We start from the raw sequence: 18,484 nt of genomic DNA on the forward strand, positions 1-18,484 counted from the left end.
GAGCACCTCCTTGCCAAGGAGGGGGTCGCGAGTTCGAATCTCGTTTTCCGCTCCAGTTAAGGCGACATAGCCAAGCGGTAAGGCAGAGGTCTGCAAAACCTTTATCCCCAGTTCGATTCTGGGTGTCGCCTCCAATTTTTTTATTGGATGTTCAAATCTGCCGAGGTGGCGGAACTGGCAGACGCAAGGGACTTAAAATCCCTCGGAGAGTGATCTCCGTACCGGTTCGATTCCGGTCCCCGGCACCATTTTTTATACGGAATGTTGAGTCATCGCTTGGGCGATGTCTTTTTTTATGCCTAAAATTAGGCCTTCCCACGCTAACATCGGGCACGGTCTTTGCTTGTTTAAGAGGAAAACCGTGCATTTTCAATGTTTCTGAAGAAGCTTACAATAAGGGAAACACGAAAAAAAGAAAGGGGTTTTCACCATGAAAATAAATCGCGTCCTTGCCATTCATGATCTCTGCAGTTTTGGCCGCTGTTCGCTGACGGCTGCCATTCCAGTCCTGTCGGCCTTGGGAAGCCAGGTCTGTCCCTTCCCTACAGCCCTTTACAGCAATAACCTGACCTATGGCAAGTTCCATAGTAAGGACCTTACGGATGAAATGACATCGTCCATGGATAAGTGGCAGGAACTGGGCCTGTCCTTTGATGCCCTTTACAGCGGCTTTTTGGCAAGTCCTGCCCAGGTTGATGTTGTAATTGATGCCATTGGGCGTTTTGGCGGTGAGAAAAAGACTGTTGTTGTCGATCCGGCCATGGCTGACGATGGAAAACTCTATCCTGTTTTTGATGATGCCATGGCAGCTTCCATGAAAAAACTTGTTGCCCATGCATCCCTCATCACGCCCAATTACACCGAAGCCTGTCTCCTTACAGATACGCCCTATCAGGCGGCAGCTCCGACGGATAAGGAACTTGAGGGTCTCTGCGATAAGCTCCTTTCCCTAGGGCCCAAAGCAATCGTCATTACAAGTGTTCCTACAGACAGCGGCCATATTGCCATTGCCAGCCAGACGGACAGCCAGCTTTTTCCGGAAAAGTATGAAGTGCCAAGACTTCCCTTTGGAACCTGCGGTACAGGAGATATCTTTACCAGCACGCTTCTTGCCTACATCCTGCGCGGGAAGGATCTGAACCTTGCCGTCCAGCATGCGGCCGACTTTTTGAGCTTTGTCATTGAAACGACACTGAATGAAGGCACCGATCCCCATGAGGGCGTGCTTCTGGAAGGCTGCCTGTGGAAACTTCTTGTACCCCAGACAAAGGACTGCACGAGCTGCAAAGGATAAGCGCAGAAAACTAGATCGGAGCCTCAAGCAAAAAGCCGTGGAGAAGTGAGTGAGCGTTCTCCACGGCTTACTTGGTCTGGGGCTGCGCGTCACGTTTTTTCTTCTGGTTTCAAGCCTTTTCCTTTAGCTTTCTTTTTGACAGAAACGCACGTTGAAGCCATGTTGGCCTCATAGCGCCAATCCATCCCCTTGTTTGGACAGCGCCCTTTTCCCCCTCATCTTCGTCTGATAGCGTATCAGGCGGATGGTAAAAAATAGGGGCATTGTTTTTGTGTAACGGGGAATGCCGCGATAATCATTCCAGGATGAGACGCACGATAGCATTTTTGGGAGGGCTTCAGCATGAAATTGCGGTACGTTCCATGCTGCGATGCGTCATGCTTTTATGACCTTTTCATCCATCTAAAAAAAGCAAGGAGGGGACCACGTGCTGAGACTTGGTGCGAGCCCTGCACCGAGTAAAAACAGGTGGAACAGCCCTCCTCATTTATTGACATCTCTCCGGAACTAATCTATAATTTACAAGATACGGTAGTTTTACCGAAACTGTCCCCACAGCGGCAAAATGGGCCGATTTCGTGGGATCAAAGCCGAAAAGGAGTCGTGAACGATGGCTGAACAGGAAACAATTTTAACTGAAGAAGGTCTCAAAAAGTTAGAAGACGAATTGGACTATCTTCGTTCTGAAAAAAGACAGCAAGTGGCAGAACGGCTGAAGGTCGCCATTTCCTATGGCGATATCAGCGAAAACTCCGAATATGATGACGCTAAGAATGAACAGGCCTTTGTCGAAGGCCGTATCCTCACCTTGGAAAAGATGATCCGCAATGCAAAGGTCATCAAGGATTCCGAAATCAATAAAAAGGTGGTTTCCCTCGGTTCCCGGGTCACCATCAAAGATATGGAAACGGAAGAAGAAGAGGAATACACGGTTGTGGGTACGACGGAAGCTGACCCCATGGCCGATCCTCCCCGCATTTCCAATGAATCCCCTGTTGGCAAGGCCATCTTGGGCCAAAAAGTGGGTTCCGTATGTAAGGTTCCGACACCGGCTGGTGAGCTGAGCTATAAGATTATCAGTATTGCCAAACCCAGTGCAGGGAAGAAGAAAAAAGCTGCTGCCAAGGAGTGAAATGAATGTCGGAAGAATTGAAGAACCAACCCGCCGTGGATACGGGTGCTGCTGAAGAAGTCAGTGAACAAGTCGCTGTCCGTATGGACAAGATGCATAAGTTGGAAGAAAAGGGCATCCTGCCTTTTGGTCATGCCTATAAGGTAACCCATCATAATAAGGAAGTCCATGACAAGGTCAAGGAACTGGAAGAAAAAGGCACTGAAGTCCGTGTTGCCGGTCGGTTGACAGCCATCCGCGGCCACGGTAAGACCGCTTTCATGGACCTTCTCGATAAGTCCGGTAAGATCCAGCTCTATGTCCGCAAGGATGAGCTGGGAGAAGACAATTACAGTACGGTCAAGCTCCTTGATATCGGAGATATTGTTGGCGTAGAAGGTGAAGTCTTCACGACCCATATGGGTGAACCGTCCATCCGCGTGAAAAAACTCGAATTCCTTTCCAAGGCCTTGAAACCGCTGCCGGAAAAATGGCACGGCCTCAAGGACAAAGAAATCCGTTATCGTCAGCGCTATGTGGACCTCATTGTAAACCCCGAAGTCCGCGACACGTTTGTCAAACGTACGGAAATCATTAAAAGCATCCGCCATATTTTTGATAACGAAGGGTATCTTGAAGTGGAAACGCCGGTCCTCAACACCATTTCCGGTGGGGCTACGGCCCGTCCTTTTGTGACCCATCATAATGCCCTTGATATCGATCTGTACCTGCGCATTGCAACAGAACTGAATCTGAAGCGCCTCATTGTAGGCGGTCTGGAACGGGTCTATGAAATTGGCCGCATTTTCCGCAATGAAGGGATGGATATCAAGCATAACCCGGAATTTACGTCCATTGAGCTTTATGAAGCTTATGGTGACTACCAAACCATGATGGACATTACGGAAAAACTCGTGTCGGAAACGGCGCAGCGCGTCCTGGGAACCATGAAGATCACCTATCAAGGTAAGGAAATCGATTTGACGCCGCCTTGGCCTCGTATGACCATGGTTGAAGCTGTTAAGAAATTTAGCGGCTATGACTTTACAGGCGTCCGTGATGTTGATGTGGCCCGTAAGATGGCTGCTGAGGCCAACGTCGAAATCCAGCCAACCTTCGGCCCTGGCAAGATCCTGGAAGCTTTCTTTGATGAATTCGTTGAAAAGAACCTTATCCAGCCGACCTTTATCATGGGTCATCCTAAAGAAATCTCTCCGCTTGCTAAGAGCAGCCTCGCCGATCCGGAAGTTACGGACCGTTTTGAAGGCTTCATCAACGGGGCTGAGATCTGCAATGGCTTTACGGAACTCAACGATCCGATTGATCAGAAAGAACGTTTTGAAAAACAGGTGGAAGAACGCAATAACGGTGATGATGAAGCTGGTATGATGGACGAAGACTTCATCAATGCCCTCATGCATGGCCTGCCTCCGACGGGCGGTCTGGGTATCGGGATTGACCGTCTTGTCATGCTGCTTACCGATTCAGCTTCCATCCGTGATGTCCTGCTGTTTCCGACCATGAAGCCCTTGGGACTTGAAAAGAAAGACGAATCCGTGGCAGCTGCTCCAGCCGCGCCCGCTGAAACGGTGGATGCTCCGCAGACCGTGGCGCTGGAAAAAATTGATTTTTCCAATGTGACCATTGAACCGCTCTTCAAGGATTTCGTTGATTTTGATCAGTTTGCTGGCTGCGACTTCCGGGTAGTGAAAGTCAAGGACTGTTTTGAAGTTCCTAAGAGCAAGAAACTTCTCCAGTTCACCCTCGATGACGGAACGGGTACGGACCGGACCATCCTGTCGGGCATCAAGGCATACTATCAGGCTGAGGATCTTATCGGCAGGACCCTCGTTGCCATTGTCAACTTGCCGCCGCGCAAGATGATGGGCATCGAATCCTGTGGGATGCTGTTAAGCGCCGAACATAATGAAGGAGAAGAACGCAAACTGAACCTTCTCATGCTTGATCCCCATATTCCGGCTGGGGCCAAGCTCTGCTAATGTTATCCTGAGACTTCGCAAGGAAAGGATCTTTTCCCTGCGGGGTCTTTTTTATGCCGCAAAAAGGCCCTTTCCTACGAAGGAGAAGGGCCTTTGACCATGCTCTATTTCAGGGCATGGACGAAATATTTGATGAAGGCAATCGTCTGGGGCTGATAGATGATATCGACGAGAAAGGCGCCCACAATCGGCACGATCATGAAGGCCTTGCGGCTCATGCCATACTTTTCCTTGACTGCCGTCATATTGACGATGGCTGATGGAGTGGCACCAAGGCCATGCCCGCATAGGCCGGCACACATGACGGCCGCATCGTAGTTGCTCCCGAGGATCCGGAAGACAATGAAATAGCTTACAAGGACCATAAAAAGAACCTGGGCCGCAACGACGAGGATGACGCCGCCTAAAAGTCCCGAAAGTTCCCAAAGACGGAGAGTCATGAGGGCAATGGCAAGATATAGGTTCAGCATGACGTCGCCAATGGAATCCACCAGGGAGAAGCTGAACTGATAGAAATGAGCCGATTCATTGATGTTGCGCAGGATGACTGCTACGAACATGGCTCCGACATAGGTGGGGAAGCTCATGCCGATAAGGGCCCCAATACGCCCGGAAATGACGGTTCCAATGGCCATGCAGACGAGGATTGCCGTTACGTTCTTGATGATGGTGAGGCCGTCCAGTTTCTCGCCTGTGGCGGCGTTGACGTTTTCAACGCCTGTATCCTTGAAATCCTCTGACGTATCCGGTGTCAGATGGTGGCGCTCAATGAGAACGCGGGCCAGGGGACCGCCTACAAGGACGGCGGAAATGAGCCCAAAAGTCGCCGCGGCCATTCCCACTTCAAGACCTGCTGGATAGCCCATGGACACGAAGGTCTTCCCATAGGCACCGGCCGCGCCGTGACCGCCGATCATGGAAATGGCTGAGGCCAGGAGTGCATAGGGAGCTTCCAGTCCCGTGGCCACGCTGATACCAATCCCGATGGTATTTTGGCAGATGGAAATGACACCTGCTGTGAGCCAGTAGATGATAAGCAGGGTCCCGCCTTTTTTAAGGAGCGAGAGGCTTGCCCCTAGGCCTACCGTTGTAAAGAAGGCCAGCATAAAGGGATTTTGATAGTAGGTGTCAAACTTGAAGGCATAGGCTCCCGTCTGATGTCCGATGAAGGTGATGAACATAAAGAGGAAACCGCCGACAACCGGAGCCGGAATACAGTAGCGCCTGAGGGCCGCGCTCTTGCCTTTGATCCAGTACCCGATGAGGAGCATGATGGCCGCAAGGGCTGTTGTGCAGACCGCATCGGCTTTGATGAGCAGAGAACCTGATGAAAAGTCCAGAACCATATGAATCGCTTCCTTTCTGAAGTGCAATATCCCTACCATCCCATTGTAGCGAAAAATAGGGCAGACTGGCATGCAAAAAGCTCAGCTTTCCTATTTGAACAATAAAAAAGATTGATAGGAAAGGCAAAGCTTCAGCAAAGCCTGAATGAGGGAAAACCGGATGTTTCAAAGTATACAGCATGTTCCGTCAGGAAAGCGCCCAATATCACAAGGGACCTCCTGAGCGTAAAAAAGCTTTTGACGATATGCTGACCCTAGGCACGATTTCCTGCCCAAATAATAAGGCCCCCAACGCTTTTAAAAAGCATTGGGGGGCCCATCCTATCAGGGAAGGAAAGCAACGTTTTTGGGGTTCTTTAGACTTCTGTTTCCACCGTGAAAGGAATTTCATCTTTCAGGTCATTTTGGGTCATGCTGCAGACGCAGGAGTCGGACCAGACGTTTTCACAGGTTTCAATCATATCGATGATGGTGTAGATAGGGAGAATGATTCCCATGATGCCAATGGGGGCGCCAATGCCGCTCATGAGCGACAGGGTGAGAAAGTAGCAGCCCATGGGCACACCGGCGTTTCCGATGGCGGCAAAGACAGAAATGAAGAGCCAGACAATCATGGTTCCAAGGGATAGTTCCATTCCGCCATTTTGCATGAGGAAAATGGATGTAACAAGAATGAAGGCAGCGCAGCCATTCATGTTGATGGTTGTGCAGATGGGGAGTACGAAACGGCTGATGGAGGGATTGATGCGCATGTTTTCTTCCGCAGAAGCCATGGTGACGGGAAGCGTTGCAGCGGAACTCTTTGTAAAGAGGGCAACGGCAAGGGCCGGGGACATCGCTTTCATGACGCGGACCGGGTTGAGGCCGCGGATGAGGAGAAAGAGCGGCAGAACGATGAAGAACTGGATGAGGTTCCCTGCCATGATGACGAGGGTATAGCGACCCAGGGCACCGACGATGACGCCGGCTTCAAGCTGGGAAGACAGTTGGGCCGCAAAGGCGAGGATGCCGATGGGAAGGACCTTCAGTAGGGCACGGATGAGGGCAAAGAGAACTTCCTGGGCCCCATTGATGCCGCGCAGAAGGGTTTTCGTGTTTTCCGTTTCCGGCATAAAGGCAAAGGCAAGACCAACAGCGGTGGCAATGAGCAGGATGGAAAGGACGTTTCCCGTCAGGAAGGGGGTCAGGATGTTGTTGGGGATGACGGAAAGCATATGATCATAGTAGCTCATCTTGCCAATGTTCTGGGGGACATTCGTCACGCCGGCGCCGATGGCTTCCGTCGGCAGGTTGCCCGGCTGGATCCAGAGATACAGGAGCAGGCCGATCCCGGCGGCACAGATGGTCGTGAGCAGGGTATAGGTGATGGTGTGCTTGAAGATCTTCTTTGTTTCCTCCTTGGATCCCATCATGGAAAGGGTCGTAATGACCGCCAAGGCAATGGTCGGTACAGCAATGAACTGAAAGAGGCGGGTGAAGACGGTAGCGATGAAGTTGAAGAGTTGGTTAAGGAAGGGAACGTTCATCCAGCCGAGAACGGCACCAATGATGAGGGCTCCTATCCAAAGTGCGAGCTGACGCCCTTGGGCAAGGGGATTGTTGTGGGCCATGACATTTTTGGCTGTGTCTTTGACATGGGTTTGGTTTTCTTGGGTCATAATGGACTTCCTTTCTTTTTGAAAAATGAAAAAGATCCTCCATGGATCTTTCCCAATCAGGTCCCCACCTGATGATAACAATTCATATATTAGCATAGGAGATTGAAAAAATGCAACAAAAATCAGAGATTTCAAGTTTTTTATCCTCCAAGGAATCATAATGCGGTAACTTAGTAGGAATTATACGATGAGCCTTTCTTGCCAAGATGTCTCTAATCGCCTACAATAATAAGGTACCCTGCCCTTCGTGAGAGGGTGGAGAATAGGACTTTATGGAACGCCTTCAGCGTTCCTTTTAGGTAAGTTTTGACAAGAGATAAAGGAGGATCCGTATGCCCTGTACAACGCTGCTTGTCGGAAAAAATGCAACCTATGATGGTTCGACCATGATGGCCCGCAATGAGGATTCCGGTGCGGGAAGTTTTACGCCGAAGAAATTTATTACAGTCAATCCTGAGGACCAACCCCGCCACTATCGGTCAGTCCTGTCTGCTTTTGAAATCGAGCTGACCGAAACGCCCCTGCGCTATACGGCCATGCCCAATGCCCAAGCCAATGAAGGTATTTGGGGCGAAGCAGGGATCAATGAGCTCAATGTAGCCATGAGCGAAACAGAGACCATTACCTCAAATCCCCGCGTCCTTGGCGCCGATCCGCTTGTAAAAAATGGCATTGGGGAGGAAGACATGCTCACCTTGGTCCTGCCCTATATCCACAGTGCCCGGGAAGGTGTCAAACGGCTGGGCGACCTCATCACGCGCTATGGGACCTATGAAATGAATGGCGTCGGTTTCCAGGATGAAAATGAAGTCTGGTGGTTTGAAAGCATTGGCGGTCATCACTGGATTGCCAAACGCGTTCCTGATGATGGGTACGTGGTCATGCCCAATCAGCAGGGAATCGATTTATTGGATCTTGTCGATGCCTTTGGCCCCCAGGAAGACCATATGTGCAGCGCTGACCTTATTTCCTTTATTCGGGACAATCACCTTGACCTAACCATCCATGAAGGAGAAGACTATGCCCTTGAAAAGGATTTTGCCTTTGATGCAAGGGCCGCTTTTGGCAGCCATGATGACGCAGATCACACATACAATACGCCCCGGGCATGGTTCATGCTGCGCTTTTTCAATCCCCATTCTGCTTTGTGGGATGGACCTGATGCCGATTACGGTCCTGAAGATGATGACCTGCCTTGGTGCCTCATGCCGGAACGGAAGGTGACCGTTGAAGATGTAAAGTATGTCCTCAGCGCCCATTACCAAGGAACCCCTTTTGACTGCTACAGCAAGGTGGACCATCCCCTGAAAGGCAAGTATCGCCCCATTGGGATCAATCGCAACAACTTTGTTGCCCTGACCCAGCTGCGGCCCTACGCCAAAAAGGACCGTATGGCCCTGATGTGGATTGCGGAAGGGTCAAACGTCTTCAATGCCTTTGTGCCGTTTTATGCCAATGTGACAAAGACCCCGGACTATTTGAACCATGCGGGGACGGTGCCGTCGACGGAAGAATTCTACTGGGCTAATCGCCTCATCGGCGCCCTTGCCGATGCCCACTTTGCCCGCACGGCAAGTGCCATTGAGCGCTACCAAAAGGCCGTTGCCTCCGCGGCTCATGCCATGATTTGTGATACGGATAAAAAAGAAGCCGAAGGCGGCGTGACGGCTTTGCTTGAACAGGCCAATGCGGCCATGGCGGCTATGGTAAAGGAAAAGACCGATACCTGCCTAGGCAAGGTCCTTTACGAAGCGAGCATGGCTATGAAAAATGGCTTCTCCCGCAGCGATGCCTAAGCCGTATCATAAGAATAAAAAAACGCCTTCCGGCATGGACCGGAAGGCGTTTTTTTATTAAGGATCACATCATGGAGGCTAGTTTTTCTTTCAGGATTTTCAAAGGAATAAGACTTAATAGAAGGGTTGCTGCCACCAATCTCACTTGCTGTCACCGCTTTCTGATGTAAAGGAAACTTCCGGCGTGCCTTTATGGGCGTCGACACCGAGGGCGCGAAGGATCCCAAAGAAGACTTCCGTGTTGTCCATGACGCCGTGGAAGTATTCAGAACCAGGGCCTTGGGCCATGAGCACCACATCGTCGGCAGAATGGCATTCGCTCGTTTCTCCGGTTGTCGTCGGCAGGTCGCCTTGGACAAGACGGGCTCCTTGGGGTGCGCGTTTCGGGTTGGCAATGACGTTTCCTTTGGCATCGGTCGTTGCCGGAACAGTCGGTTCAGGCTGGAAACGATAATTTTCGTAATGGTCTGGGGCATTGGCGTACTGCACGGCCAGGGTGACATCCGGATCAGGGTTATCGGGATACCCGTCATGGTTTTCATCAACGAAGGTCGGCCATTTGGCATCGCCGTAGACGCGAACCGCTTCGCGGCCGGTCTTGCCGTTTTCTTCCTTATAGGTGCCGCTGATGCTGATGCCGTGGGCATGGTCCGCAACGACAATGATAAGTGTATCATCATTGTGTTTTTTGGCGTAGTTCTGCGCCCATTCGATGGTCTGATCAAATTCAATGGTGTCATAGGTGGAACGCTGCCAGTCCATGGTATGGAGCTGCTTATCAATGCTGCCGCCTTCACTCATGAGAAAGAAGCCATTCGGATTTTTTTCAAGTACGGATACGGCTTTTTTTGTCATATCAAGGAGGCCGGGCTGGTCAGTAAACCCTTTCAGGACCTTGCTGTTTTTGGGCAGGAATTCACGGTCCATGTAAACGTTCATGTGGTTCATGGTGAAAAGTCCCAGAATGGGCTGATCGCCGTTGAGAGCATTTAGTTCCGTCTTGGTGCCAGCAAATTGATAACCTTTATCCTTGAATTCCTGGATCAGGTTACGATCATCCTTGCGTTTGGAACCGGGCGTCTGCAGCGGAAGGAAGAACTGTGCCCCACCGCCCATGACCACTTTTGGCGGATTCCTGCGACTGAGAAAATCGGCAGCAATGTAGTTTTGTTCCCCACGTCGGCGCGTATGGGCCGTGACGGCCGCCGGTGTAGCATCCGTAACAGCCGCGGTCGTAACCATGCCGTAGCTCATCTTCTTACTGCGGGAGAGGATTTCCGCTGCCGTTTCCACCTTTGGGTCGTCGAGGGGATCTTTGGTTCTATTTTCGTAGACACCCATGGCATTGACGACGGATTTATTGCCCGTCATATAGGCGGACATGGAGTTTGCCGAGTCCGTTACAATAGAGTCATAGCCGCTTGTTGTAACAAGGGCAAGGCTTGGCATCTTTTCCATGGAAAGGACGTCATTGAATTTTCCGTTTGAAAGGCCTTTTGAAAGGATGCGGCCCAGTTCCTTTGCCTGCATGCTCATGCCGTCACCAATGAAGAGGATGACATTCTTGGCGCGCCGCCTTGCTTTTTCCTGGACCACCGTATAGGCGGCTTTTGCCTGGAGCCTTCCAGAAAGGCCGCTGGCGGAAGCCGTTACCCTTTTTTCACCGATTTTGTCAAAGGTGACATTGTTGATGCGGTAGGAAATGTGGGTGCCGTAGTCTGTGATGATGGCCTTTTTCCCAAAGACTTTTTCTGCCCCTTCTCCGTTGATGCCGACGTTGAAGTTTGTGCTGTTTTTGGGAAATTCCACCTCAAAGTCAAACCGCTGACCGGCCCAGAATTTGGCACGGTTGATTGGCAGGATGGTAATGGCACCGTTATCTGCCGTCTCCTGCATCCGGTTATGGAATTCAGCCACCTGCGAAATGGAGGATGCTGCCGCAAAAGCCACGGCATCATGGGTCGAGGTGATGCCCATGGAAAGGGCCCCTAAGAGCGACAGTTGGATAAATAGGCGAAGCTTACGTTTTGTGTTCATAAACAAACCTCCTCAATGATTTTGTTTCAAAGAAAAAGAGTCTTCATATGGAAGGAGTGTAGCATAGGAAAGTGGAGGTTTCTGCAAAAGCTTGGTAAAATTACCGTAAATTGCCGCGGCAAAAAAACGGCAGCTATTCTTTTTCTTTCATCTTATTTTCATTTTCTATTTGCTAGAATGGAACCGATTTTATACTGAGGAGGTCTTTTCATGTTTACACAGATAAAAAAAGCCGGCTTAAAGGATGCCGCAATCAGCCGCAGGCTGGGGCAAGGCTTTTTGTGCCTTATCTTGGTGGGTCTTATGGGAAGCGGAGAAGCGGCACCAACGGTCAAAGAGGTGACCGGTGTAGCCCGCGTCTTTGGTGATGGGGAAAAAGTCTCGGAAGTCATTTTGACATACAGTGAGCCCCTTTTGGCAAGTTCCGTTTCTCCCAAAGATTATGTCCTTTCAAAGGGTACCCTTGAAAGCGTCCAGGTAGCCCGCTCTTTGCCCCCTTTTAAGGCGGCTGAGGAAGGCCGCTATGTCATCCTGAAGGTCAAGACGGAAAATACGGTGCCTGAAACACTCCTTGCAGCGCCCCCAAAGGAAAGAACGGAAAAAATGCGTCAGGAACCCAAGCTTGATGGTCATTCTGACCGCAAAGCCCCGGACCTTAGCATCGCAGTCAGACAAGTGGGAGAAGTGACTGGCGCAAAAGGGGATAAAAGCCCAGGCTCCATCCAATTCATGGCGTCGACCCGAACGCTTGAACCCGATCTTTCGCGCTTTACGCAGAAGGTCTTTACGGATCCCGAAACGGGCATTTCCCTGCCATATTCTCTGTATCTGCCCAAGAAAATCAAACAAGGAGAGAAACTTCCCCTGGTCTACTTTGGCGTGGATATGAGCGGCAATAATGATGACCTTACGACACCGCTTTATCAAGGCAACGGAGCCACCATCTGGACTGATCCTGCTTTTCAGGCAAAGCATCCTTCGATTGTTGTTGCCCCGCAGTATACGTCCGAGCTTGTAACGAAACTGGGCATGCTGACCGCCGATGATCATCAATGGACAAAAGGCCTTACCTTGCTCAAGCATTTTCTTGATTATGCGGTCAAGACTTATCCTGTCGATCCAAATCGAATCTACGGAACGGGACAGTCCCAGGGCGGTATGGCCAATATTGCCATCAGTGACCGCTATCCCGATTTTTTTGCGGCCCAGTATCTTGTAGCCTGCCAGTGGGACCCCAAGAAAATGCAGGTCCTCAAGGATAAGCCCCTTTGGATCACCGTCTGTGAAGGGGATAACAAAGCTTATCCTGCAATGAATGAAACGACCGCACTCTGGGAAAAAGCGGGCGTAAAGGTAGCGCGGAATGCGACGCTTTGGGACAGCACCCTTCCTGTGGGGACCCTCAATGCCAAAATGGAGCAGCTATTGCAGCCTGACACCCATATCTACTATACGGTTTTTAAAGGTGGAAACCATATGTACACGTGGAGCTTTGCCTATTCCTATGATGCCATCCGGGAGTGGCTCTTTTCACAGGCAAAAGAAAAGTAAGACGCTTGGTATCTCAAAGAAGGGAAAAGTGTGCACAGAGATAAAACTTCCCTTGACAAAACAATATGAATCCGGTATGATTTTAAGGAATTATTCATCAAGAGTAACGGAGGGAATGGCCCCATGATGTTACGGCAACCACACGAAAGTGAACGGTGCTAAGTCCAACAGGATTTTCCTGGCAGATGAAGACGAATATGAATCGATCCATTCCTCTTCATAATGATGAAGGGGAATTTTTTATTCATGAGGAGGGAGTCGCTGTGATTGAACTGAAACATATCGGCAAGGTCTACCACGCAAAGGGCGGGGACCTGGAAGCCTTAAAGGATATCAACTTATCCATTGAGGAAGGAGAGATCTACGGAATCATCGGATTATCCGGCGCCGGCAAAAGTACTTTGGTCCGCTGCATCAATATGCTGGAACAGCCAACGAGCGGTGAAGTGATTGTTGACGGCAGGGACATGACCAAACTGTCCAAGACGGAACTGCGCAAGGCCCGCCAGGAAATCGGCATGATTTTCCAGCATTTCAACCTCTTAAGCAGCCGGACGGTCTACGGCAACATTGCCTTTCCTCTGGAAATCCAGGGAAAAAGCGGGGAAGAAATCAGAAAGAAAGTGGAACCCCTCTTGGACCTCGTTGGTCTTACGGACCGCCGTGACCATTATCCTTCCCAGCTGTCGGGCGGCCAGAAACAGCGCGTTGGCATTGCCCGCGCCCTTGCTTCCGATCCCAAAGTGCTTCTTTGTGACGAAGCTACGAGTGCCCTTGATCCCCAGACGACGGAATCCATCCTGGAACTCTTGCGGGATATCAATAAACGGCTTCATATCACGATTGTCATGATTACCCACCAGATGAACGTCGTCAAGGAAATCTGTGATCATGTGGCGGTCATTGAAGGTGGCCGGATCATTGAAGAGGGGCCCCTCTATGAAGTCTTCACGAATCCGAAGAATCCGACGACCAAGGAATTTGTCGCAAGTACTCGGACGGATATTGTCCCGGAACTGGTAAAGAAGCTTGACCTCCATAAGGAATATACCAGCGGTGACAAGGCCCTTGTGCGTCTGCATTTTCTTGGTGACAGTGCCGGGGAACCGGTCATTACGGTCCTCATCAAAAAGTACGATATCGATGTCAATATCCTTTCCGGCAACGTGGAAACGCTCCAGGATACGCCTTACGGAACGCTCCTAATCGGTATGGATGGGGATGAGGCTCATTTGAAGGAAGCCCTGGCGTATCTTGAGGGGCAAAAGTTACAGATTGAGGTGATTGGATATGTCAAGTAGTATGATCCAGATGCTGATTAAATCTTTGGGAGAGACTTGCTATATGGTTTTTCTTTCGGCGGCCCTTGCTACCCTTTGCGGAATGCCTTTGGGCGTCATTCTCACCGTCACACGGGAAGGCCATATTCTGGAAAATAAGGGCATTAACCGCGTCTTAGGGGCCGTTGTGAATGCCACCCGTTCGACGCCGTTTATCATCCTCATGGTGGCCATCATTCCCCTTACGCGGATCATTGTGGGATCTTCCATCGGGACGACAGCTGCCATTGTGCCGCTCACCATTTCGGCAACGCCCTTTATTGCGCGCATCATTGAATCGTCCCTCCTAGAAGTCGATCCCGGCGTCATTGAGGCCGCCGAATCCATGGGAGCCAGTCCCTTCCAGATCATCTGGAAGGTGCTTCTTCCTGAATCCATGCATGCCATCGTCCTTGGCGTGACCCTTGCCATCATCAGCCTCATCGGCAGTTCTGCCATGGCCGGTGCTTTGGGCGGCGGCGGACTGGGTGACCTTGCCATCCGTTACGGATATCAGCGCTTCCAGGCAGATACCATGGCGGCAACGGTCGTGATCCTCATTGCCCTGGTTCAGCTCGTCCAGTCCGTCGGGAACCATATCAGCGCCAAACTGAACAAAACAAAGATGCAGTAACGCACGCTGCAGCAAGCTGGCTGTAAAGTCATGGAAACATGGCTTTGCAGCTTTTTTTGCGCCTCAAAACTATCAGATAGACCGTAGGGTCCCTGTATCACTTTTTACACTGATGGCAGGCGCTTATAGGCGGAACGCCAAAAATAAAAAAATGACTTGCCACGACCTCGTTAACGTGTTAATGTATTAGCGTACTAAATCAACGCAGTCTTTTTTATATTTTCCGTAGTTTTGAAAGGAGTCTCGATTATGCAGGCAGGTCTCAACAAAAAGGAACTTCATCGAATGGCACACGCTTTTTTGCTTTTGAAGGATGATCGGATGTGTCTCGATTTTTTGGAGGATATCTGCACGCCTAACGAACTGAAGGCCTTGAGTCAGCGTCTGGAAGTGGCGGTGCGTCTTCATCGCGGCGAAAACTATGCCAAAATCGTCAATGATACGGGCGCCAGCAGCACGACGGTTTCCCGTGTCAACCGCTGTTTAAATTATGGAGCCGGGGGGTATCGAAAAGTGATCCCCATGCTCCTTAAAGAAGGAGAATAGATAAGTATGACCACTGGCTTTTTACAGATTCCCTACGGAACGAAAGATATCCTGCCCGGCGAGGCCCGCATGAAGCGCGAAATGGAAGACCGCCTCGCTCGGAATTTTCTTTCCTGGGGATATGATGAGGCGATGACGCCGACTTTTGAATACGCTGATACCTTTGCCCTGGGTGGGGCCGATCTTCCCGATGAAAGCATGAAATTTCTGGGTCGAGACAATCGGACTTTTATGCTCCGCAGTGAAATGACGACGCCGCTGGCGCGGATGGTCGTTACCAGGATGCGGCAGGACGAAGGCATCAAGCGTCTTTTTTATATTGCCAATGTTTTCCGTCACGAAGAGACCCAAGCTGGGCGGCAATGCGAGTTCCGTCAGGCAGGGGTTGAACTTTTTGGCGAAAAGGGGCCCGAAGCGGACGCAGAGGTCTTGGCCCTTGCCGTGGAAAGCCTTAAGGCAGCAGGACTTGCGCATTTTACCCTCAGTATCGGGCACAGTGGTTTTTTGGCAGGCCTGATTGAAGACGCGGAACTTTCCGACGCCCAAGTGGAGCGCCTCAAAAAGATGATCCTGACCCATAACGCAGTGGCTCTTGAAAAGGCCGCTTCCGTCATTTCCTACGAACCGGTCCGGGAACTCGTCAAAGGGCTTCTTTACCAGCAGGGCGGGCCGGAGATGGTCCAAGCCTTGAAAACAAAGGTCACCCATCCCAGAAGCCTTGAGGCCCTGGATAATCTGCTTGCTATTTATCAGCTGTGTGAAGCCTACGGCGTTACGGATAAGATTGTCTTTGATTTGAGTCTCATCCGCAACTTTGACTATTACACAGGCATGGTCTTTGAAGCGTATGGCCCCCAGATTGGCTTTAATATCTGCGGCGGCGGACGCTATGATACGATGATGGAAAGATTTGGCAAAGCCATGCCGGCAACCGGTTTTGCCCTTGGCGTGGACCGCATCATCCTCGCCCTGCGCCGCGAAGGCGCCCTGCGGGGGGATGAAGCTTGGGATGATTATGTTGCTTTTAGTGCCAAGGGAGAAACAAAGGCCATTATAAAGGCCATGACCCTGCGCCGCAAAGGACGGAAGGTCAAGATGGCGACCCGTCCTATGGATAAAGGCGAAGCGACGGTATGCTGTGAGCGCCAGAAAGCCTTGAACCTCGTCTACGTCAAATAAGAAAGAAGGACCTTTTTATGGAATACCTAACCATTGCCCTTCCTAAGGGAAAACTCTTTGATCGGTCTGTCAAGGTCCTTGCCAAGGTCGGCTGCGAAGCTGACAACGTGGTCGAGGATTCACGAAAACTTGTCATCACCAATGAAAAAACAAAAGTCCGCTTCATCATTGTCAAGACCATGGACCTTCCGGTCTATGTCGAATATGGCGCGGCTGACATCGGCATCATCGGAAAGGATGTCCTCAATGAAGAAGAACGGGACGTCTATGAACTGCTTGATATGGGCTACGGCAAATGCCATCTCATGATGGCCGTGCCGGAAGAAAAGGTCCTGCCCCGCATGATGGATTATACCCATATGCGGGTTGCGACAAAATATCCTCATAGTGCCGTCGAGTTCTTTGACCGGCAGGGCATGCAGATGGAAATCATCAAGCTCAATGGCTCCATCGAATTGGCTCCAATCGTAGGTCTTAGTGAACTCATTGTCGATATTGTGGAAACGGGGACAACCATCCGGGAAAATCACCTCAAGGAAGTCGCCTCGGTTTATGAAAGTTCGGCCCGTCTCATTGCCAATAAAGTCAGCTTCAAACTTCAGCATGAACGCATCAAGAAGCTCGTTGAAGATTTGAAGGCCGTGCTGAAGGAGGAAGAAGCATGAAGATATTTGATGAAAGAAAGAGCAGTGCAGAAGAAATCAGCAAGCTCCTCAAAAAGAAAGCTTTTGATGAAGTGGAACTGTCCCCTCGTGTGGCGGCTGGAACGGAAAAGATGTTTGGCAAAAAACTGACAGCCGCCCAGGTCGTGGAACGCATTGTCAGTGAAATCCGCAAGGGTGGAGATGAGCGCCTCTTTTACTATACAAAACTCCTTGACGGCGGCGATTTTACCAAAGACACCATCGCCGTGACGGAAAAAGAGTTTGAAGAAGCAGAAAAAGCCGTTGATCCAAAGACCATGGAGGCCATCAGCCGGGCCATCAGCAATGTACGGAAGTTCCATGAGGAACAGCTGCCCAAGACCTGGCTGACACCCCGCGCCTACGGGTCCTTCTTGGGTCAAAAGATGACCCCTGTTGATTCGGTGGGCATTTATGTGCCGGGCGGTACGGCAGCCTACCCGTCCAGCGTCATTATGAATGCCGTGCCAGCCAAGGTGGCCGGTGTGCCCCGCATCGTGATGGCGGCGCCTGCCAGTCGTGACGGCCGGATGAATCCCTATGTCCTTGCTACGGCCCGGAAAATTGGGATTACGGAAATCTATAAGATGGGCGGCGCGCAGGCCGTGGCTGCCCTTGCCTTTGGGACAGAGACCATTCCCAAGGTCGAAAAAATAACGGGCCCGGGAAATATCTTTGTAACCCTTGCCAAAAAGGCCGTTTATGGTCACGTTGACATTGATATGTTGGCAGGGCCCAGTGAAATCCTGATTGTCGCAGATAAAACCGGCAATCCGAAGTATCTGGCAGCCGATCTATTGAGCCAGGCCGAGCATGATCCCTTGGCTTGTGCCATCCTCATTACTGACGATGAGTCCCTTGCTAGGGCCGTAGCAAAGGAAGTGGATGAGCAGCTTGAAGCCCTGCCGCGCAAGGAAATCGCGGAAACGAGCCTTGCCCAGACGGGCAAGATCATCCTGGCCAAGGACATGGATACAGTCGTTCAGATGGCGAACCTTTCGGCACCGGAACACATGGAAATCATGACGGAAAACGCTTTCTCCCTCGTGCCTCGCATCCGCAATGCCGGCGCCATCTTTCTTGGGGCCTATTCACCGGAACCGCTGGGGGACTACTATGCCGGGCCCAATCACATCCTGCCGACAGGCGGGACGGCACGCTTTTATTCCGTCCTCAATGTGGAAACATTCATGAAGAAAACGAGCCTCATTTCCTATACGCGGGAGGCCCTCAAAGAGGCTGCAGATGATATCATTGCCATGGCAGAAGCAGAGGGCCTTACAGCCCATGCCAATGCCATTCGCGTCCGCAAAGGGGAACTGTAAGAAAG

General features: G+C 50.9%; 14 protein-coding genes, 2 tRNA genes and 1 riboswitch. Of the genes, 13 read left to right on the forward strand and 3 right to left on the reverse strand.

Annotation, left to right across the window (positions count from 1 at the left end; genetic code table 11):
* The first annotated feature begins 60 nt into the window (after positions 1–60).
* The 5 genes from QZQ08_RS04895 to lysS all read left to right on the forward strand — a co-directional run bounded on the left by QZQ08_RS04895 (position 61) and on the right by lysS (position 4,405).
* Positions 61–134: transfer RNA gene (locus QZQ08_RS04895), tRNA-Cys, on the forward strand.
* Between the two features lie 25 nt (positions 135–159).
* Positions 160–248, forward strand: a tRNA-Leu gene (locus QZQ08_RS04900).
* Between the two features lie 182 nt (positions 249–430).
* Complete coding sequence (locus QZQ08_RS04905; RefSeq protein ID WP_296328750.1) at positions 431–1,294, forward strand: pyridoxamine kinase; 864 nt, start codon at positions 431–433, stop codon at positions 1,292–1,294.
* 610 nt (positions 1,295–1,904) lie between these two features.
* Positions 1,905–2,426 (forward strand): transcription elongation factor GreA, encoded by a 522-nt coding sequence (gene greA / locus QZQ08_RS04910; RefSeq protein WP_296328753.1) that lies wholly within the window; start codon positions 1,905–1,907, stop codon positions 2,424–2,426.
* Positions 2,427–2,431: 5 nt separating this feature from the next.
* Positions 2,432–4,405, forward strand: coding sequence for a lysine--tRNA ligase (gene lysS / locus QZQ08_RS04915; RefSeq protein WP_366140856.1), 1,974 nt, complete (start codon positions 2,432–2,434; stop codon positions 4,403–4,405).
* Between the two features lie 104 nt (positions 4,406–4,509).
* Here lysS and gltS read toward each other — a convergent pair whose 3' ends face one another.
* Complete coding sequence (gltS, locus tag QZQ08_RS04925; RefSeq protein ID WP_296328756.1) at positions 4,510–5,751, reverse strand: sodium/glutamate symporter; 1,242 nt, start codon at positions 5,749–5,751, stop codon at positions 4,510–4,512.
* Positions 5,752–6,107: 356 nt separating this feature from the next.
* Positions 6,108–7,409: a dicarboxylate/amino acid:cation symporter gene (locus QZQ08_RS04930; RefSeq protein WP_296328758.1), complete on the reverse strand. Its 1,302-nt coding sequence runs from the start codon at positions 7,407–7,409 to the stop codon at positions 6,108–6,110.
* Positions 7,410–7,741: 332 nt separating this feature from the next.
* Between QZQ08_RS04930 and QZQ08_RS04935 the strand changes: the two genes are divergently transcribed.
* Positions 7,742–9,205, forward strand: coding sequence for a C69 family dipeptidase (locus QZQ08_RS04935; protein ID WP_296328761.1), 1,464 nt, complete (start codon positions 7,742–7,744; stop codon positions 9,203–9,205).
* 141 nt (positions 9,206–9,346) lie between these two features.
* Here QZQ08_RS04935 and QZQ08_RS04940 read toward each other — a convergent pair whose 3' ends face one another.
* A complete protein-coding gene (locus QZQ08_RS04940; protein WP_296328764.1) occupies positions 9,347–11,242 on the reverse strand; it encodes an alkaline phosphatase in 1,896 nt (631 codons plus the stop codon).
* A 210-nt stretch (positions 11,243–11,452) separates the two neighbouring features.
* Here QZQ08_RS04940 and QZQ08_RS04945 point away from each other — a divergent pair, with 210 nt between their 5' ends.
* The 7 genes from QZQ08_RS04945 to hisD all read left to right on the forward strand — a co-directional run bounded on the left by QZQ08_RS04945 (position 11,453) and on the right by hisD (position 18,479).
* On the forward strand, positions 11,453–12,793 hold the full coding sequence (locus QZQ08_RS04945; protein ID WP_296328767.1) for a hypothetical protein: 1,341 nt from the start codon (positions 11,453–11,455) through the stop codon (positions 12,791–12,793).
* 91 nt (positions 12,794–12,884) lie between these two features.
* Positions 12,885–12,985: riboswitch (SAM riboswitch) on the forward strand.
* 71 nt (positions 12,986–13,056) lie between these two features.
* Positions 13,057–14,094: a methionine ABC transporter ATP-binding protein gene (locus QZQ08_RS04950; protein ID WP_296328770.1), complete on the forward strand. Its 1,038-nt coding sequence runs from the start codon at positions 13,057–13,059 to the stop codon at positions 14,092–14,094.
* Entirely contained in the window at positions 14,084–14,746 is a 663-nt protein-coding gene (locus QZQ08_RS04955; RefSeq protein WP_296328773.1) for a methionine ABC transporter permease, read from the forward strand. The genes QZQ08_RS04950 and QZQ08_RS04955 overlap by 11 nt, the downstream gene beginning before the upstream one ends.
* A 249-nt stretch (positions 14,747–14,995) precedes the next feature.
* Entirely contained in the window at positions 14,996–15,292 is a 297-nt protein-coding gene (locus QZQ08_RS04960) for a YerC/YecD family TrpR-related protein (protein WP_296328775.1), read from the forward strand.
* 6 nt (positions 15,293–15,298) lie between these two features.
* The gene (hisZ, locus tag QZQ08_RS04965; RefSeq protein ID WP_296328777.1) at positions 15,299–16,471 is read left to right on the forward strand and encodes an ATP phosphoribosyltransferase regulatory subunit; all 1,173 of its coding nucleotides are present in this window, start codon (positions 15,299–15,301) and stop codon (positions 16,469–16,471) included.
* Between the two features lie 17 nt (positions 16,472–16,488).
* Positions 16,489–17,136, forward strand: a complete 648-nt coding sequence (gene hisG, locus QZQ08_RS04970) for an ATP phosphoribosyltransferase (protein WP_296328781.1) — start codon at positions 16,489–16,491, stop codon at positions 17,134–17,136.
* Positions 17,133–18,479: a histidinol dehydrogenase gene (gene hisD / locus QZQ08_RS04975; protein ID WP_296328784.1), complete on the forward strand. Its 1,347-nt coding sequence runs from the start codon at positions 17,133–17,135 to the stop codon at positions 18,477–18,479. Before hisG ends, hisD begins: the two co-directional genes overlap by 4 nt.
* Positions 18,480–18,484 lie beyond the last annotated feature (5 nt).

This window comes from uncultured Acidaminococcus sp., assembly GCA_900538365.1.
In the GTDB taxonomy this organism is placed as follows: Bacteria; Bacillota; Negativicutes; order Acidaminococcales; family Acidaminococcaceae; genus Acidaminococcus.

Bases quoted from the DNA above. Each gene is read 5' to 3' on its own strand.
- QZQ08_RS04935 (WP_296328761.1), top strand. From the start codon at position 7,742: ATGCCCTGTACAACGCTGCTTGTCGGAAAAAATGCAACCTATGATGGT.
- QZQ08_RS04955 (WP_296328773.1), top strand. From the start codon at position 14,084: ATGTCAAGTAGTATGATCCAGATGCTGATTAAATCTTTGGGAGAGACT.
- QZQ08_RS04940 (WP_296328764.1), bottom strand. From the start codon at position 11,242: ATGAACACAAAACGTAAGCTTCGCCTATTTATCCAACTGTCGCTCTTA.
- gltS (WP_296328756.1), bottom strand. From the start codon at position 5,751: ATGGTTCTGGACTTTTCATCAGGTTCTCTGCTCATCAAAGCCGATGCG.
- hisG (WP_296328781.1), top strand. From the start codon at position 16,489: ATGGAATACCTAACCATTGCCCTTCCTAAGGGAAAACTCTTTGATCGG.
- lysS (WP_366140856.1), top strand. From the start codon at position 2,432: ATGTCGGAAGAATTGAAGAACCAACCCGCCGTGGATACGGGTGCTGCT.
- hisD (WP_296328784.1), top strand. From the start codon at position 17,133: ATGAAGATATTTGATGAAAGAAAGAGCAGTGCAGAAGAAATCAGCAAG.
- QZQ08_RS04905 (WP_296328750.1), top strand. From the start codon at position 431: ATGAAAATAAATCGCGTCCTTGCCATTCATGATCTCTGCAGTTTTGGC.
- hisZ (WP_296328777.1), top strand. From the start codon at position 15,299: ATGACCACTGGCTTTTTACAGATTCCCTACGGAACGAAAGATATCCTG.
- QZQ08_RS04960 (WP_296328775.1), top strand. From the start codon at position 14,996: ATGCAGGCAGGTCTCAACAAAAAGGAACTTCATCGAATGGCACACGCT.
- greA (WP_296328753.1), top strand. From the start codon at position 1,905: ATGGCTGAACAGGAAACAATTTTAACTGAAGAAGGTCTCAAAAAGTTA.
- QZQ08_RS04930 (WP_296328758.1), bottom strand. From the start codon at position 7,409: ATGACCCAAGAAAACCAAACCCATGTCAAAGACACAGCCAAAAATGTC.
- QZQ08_RS04945 (WP_296328767.1), top strand. From the start codon at position 11,453: ATGTTTACACAGATAAAAAAAGCCGGCTTAAAGGATGCCGCAATCAGC.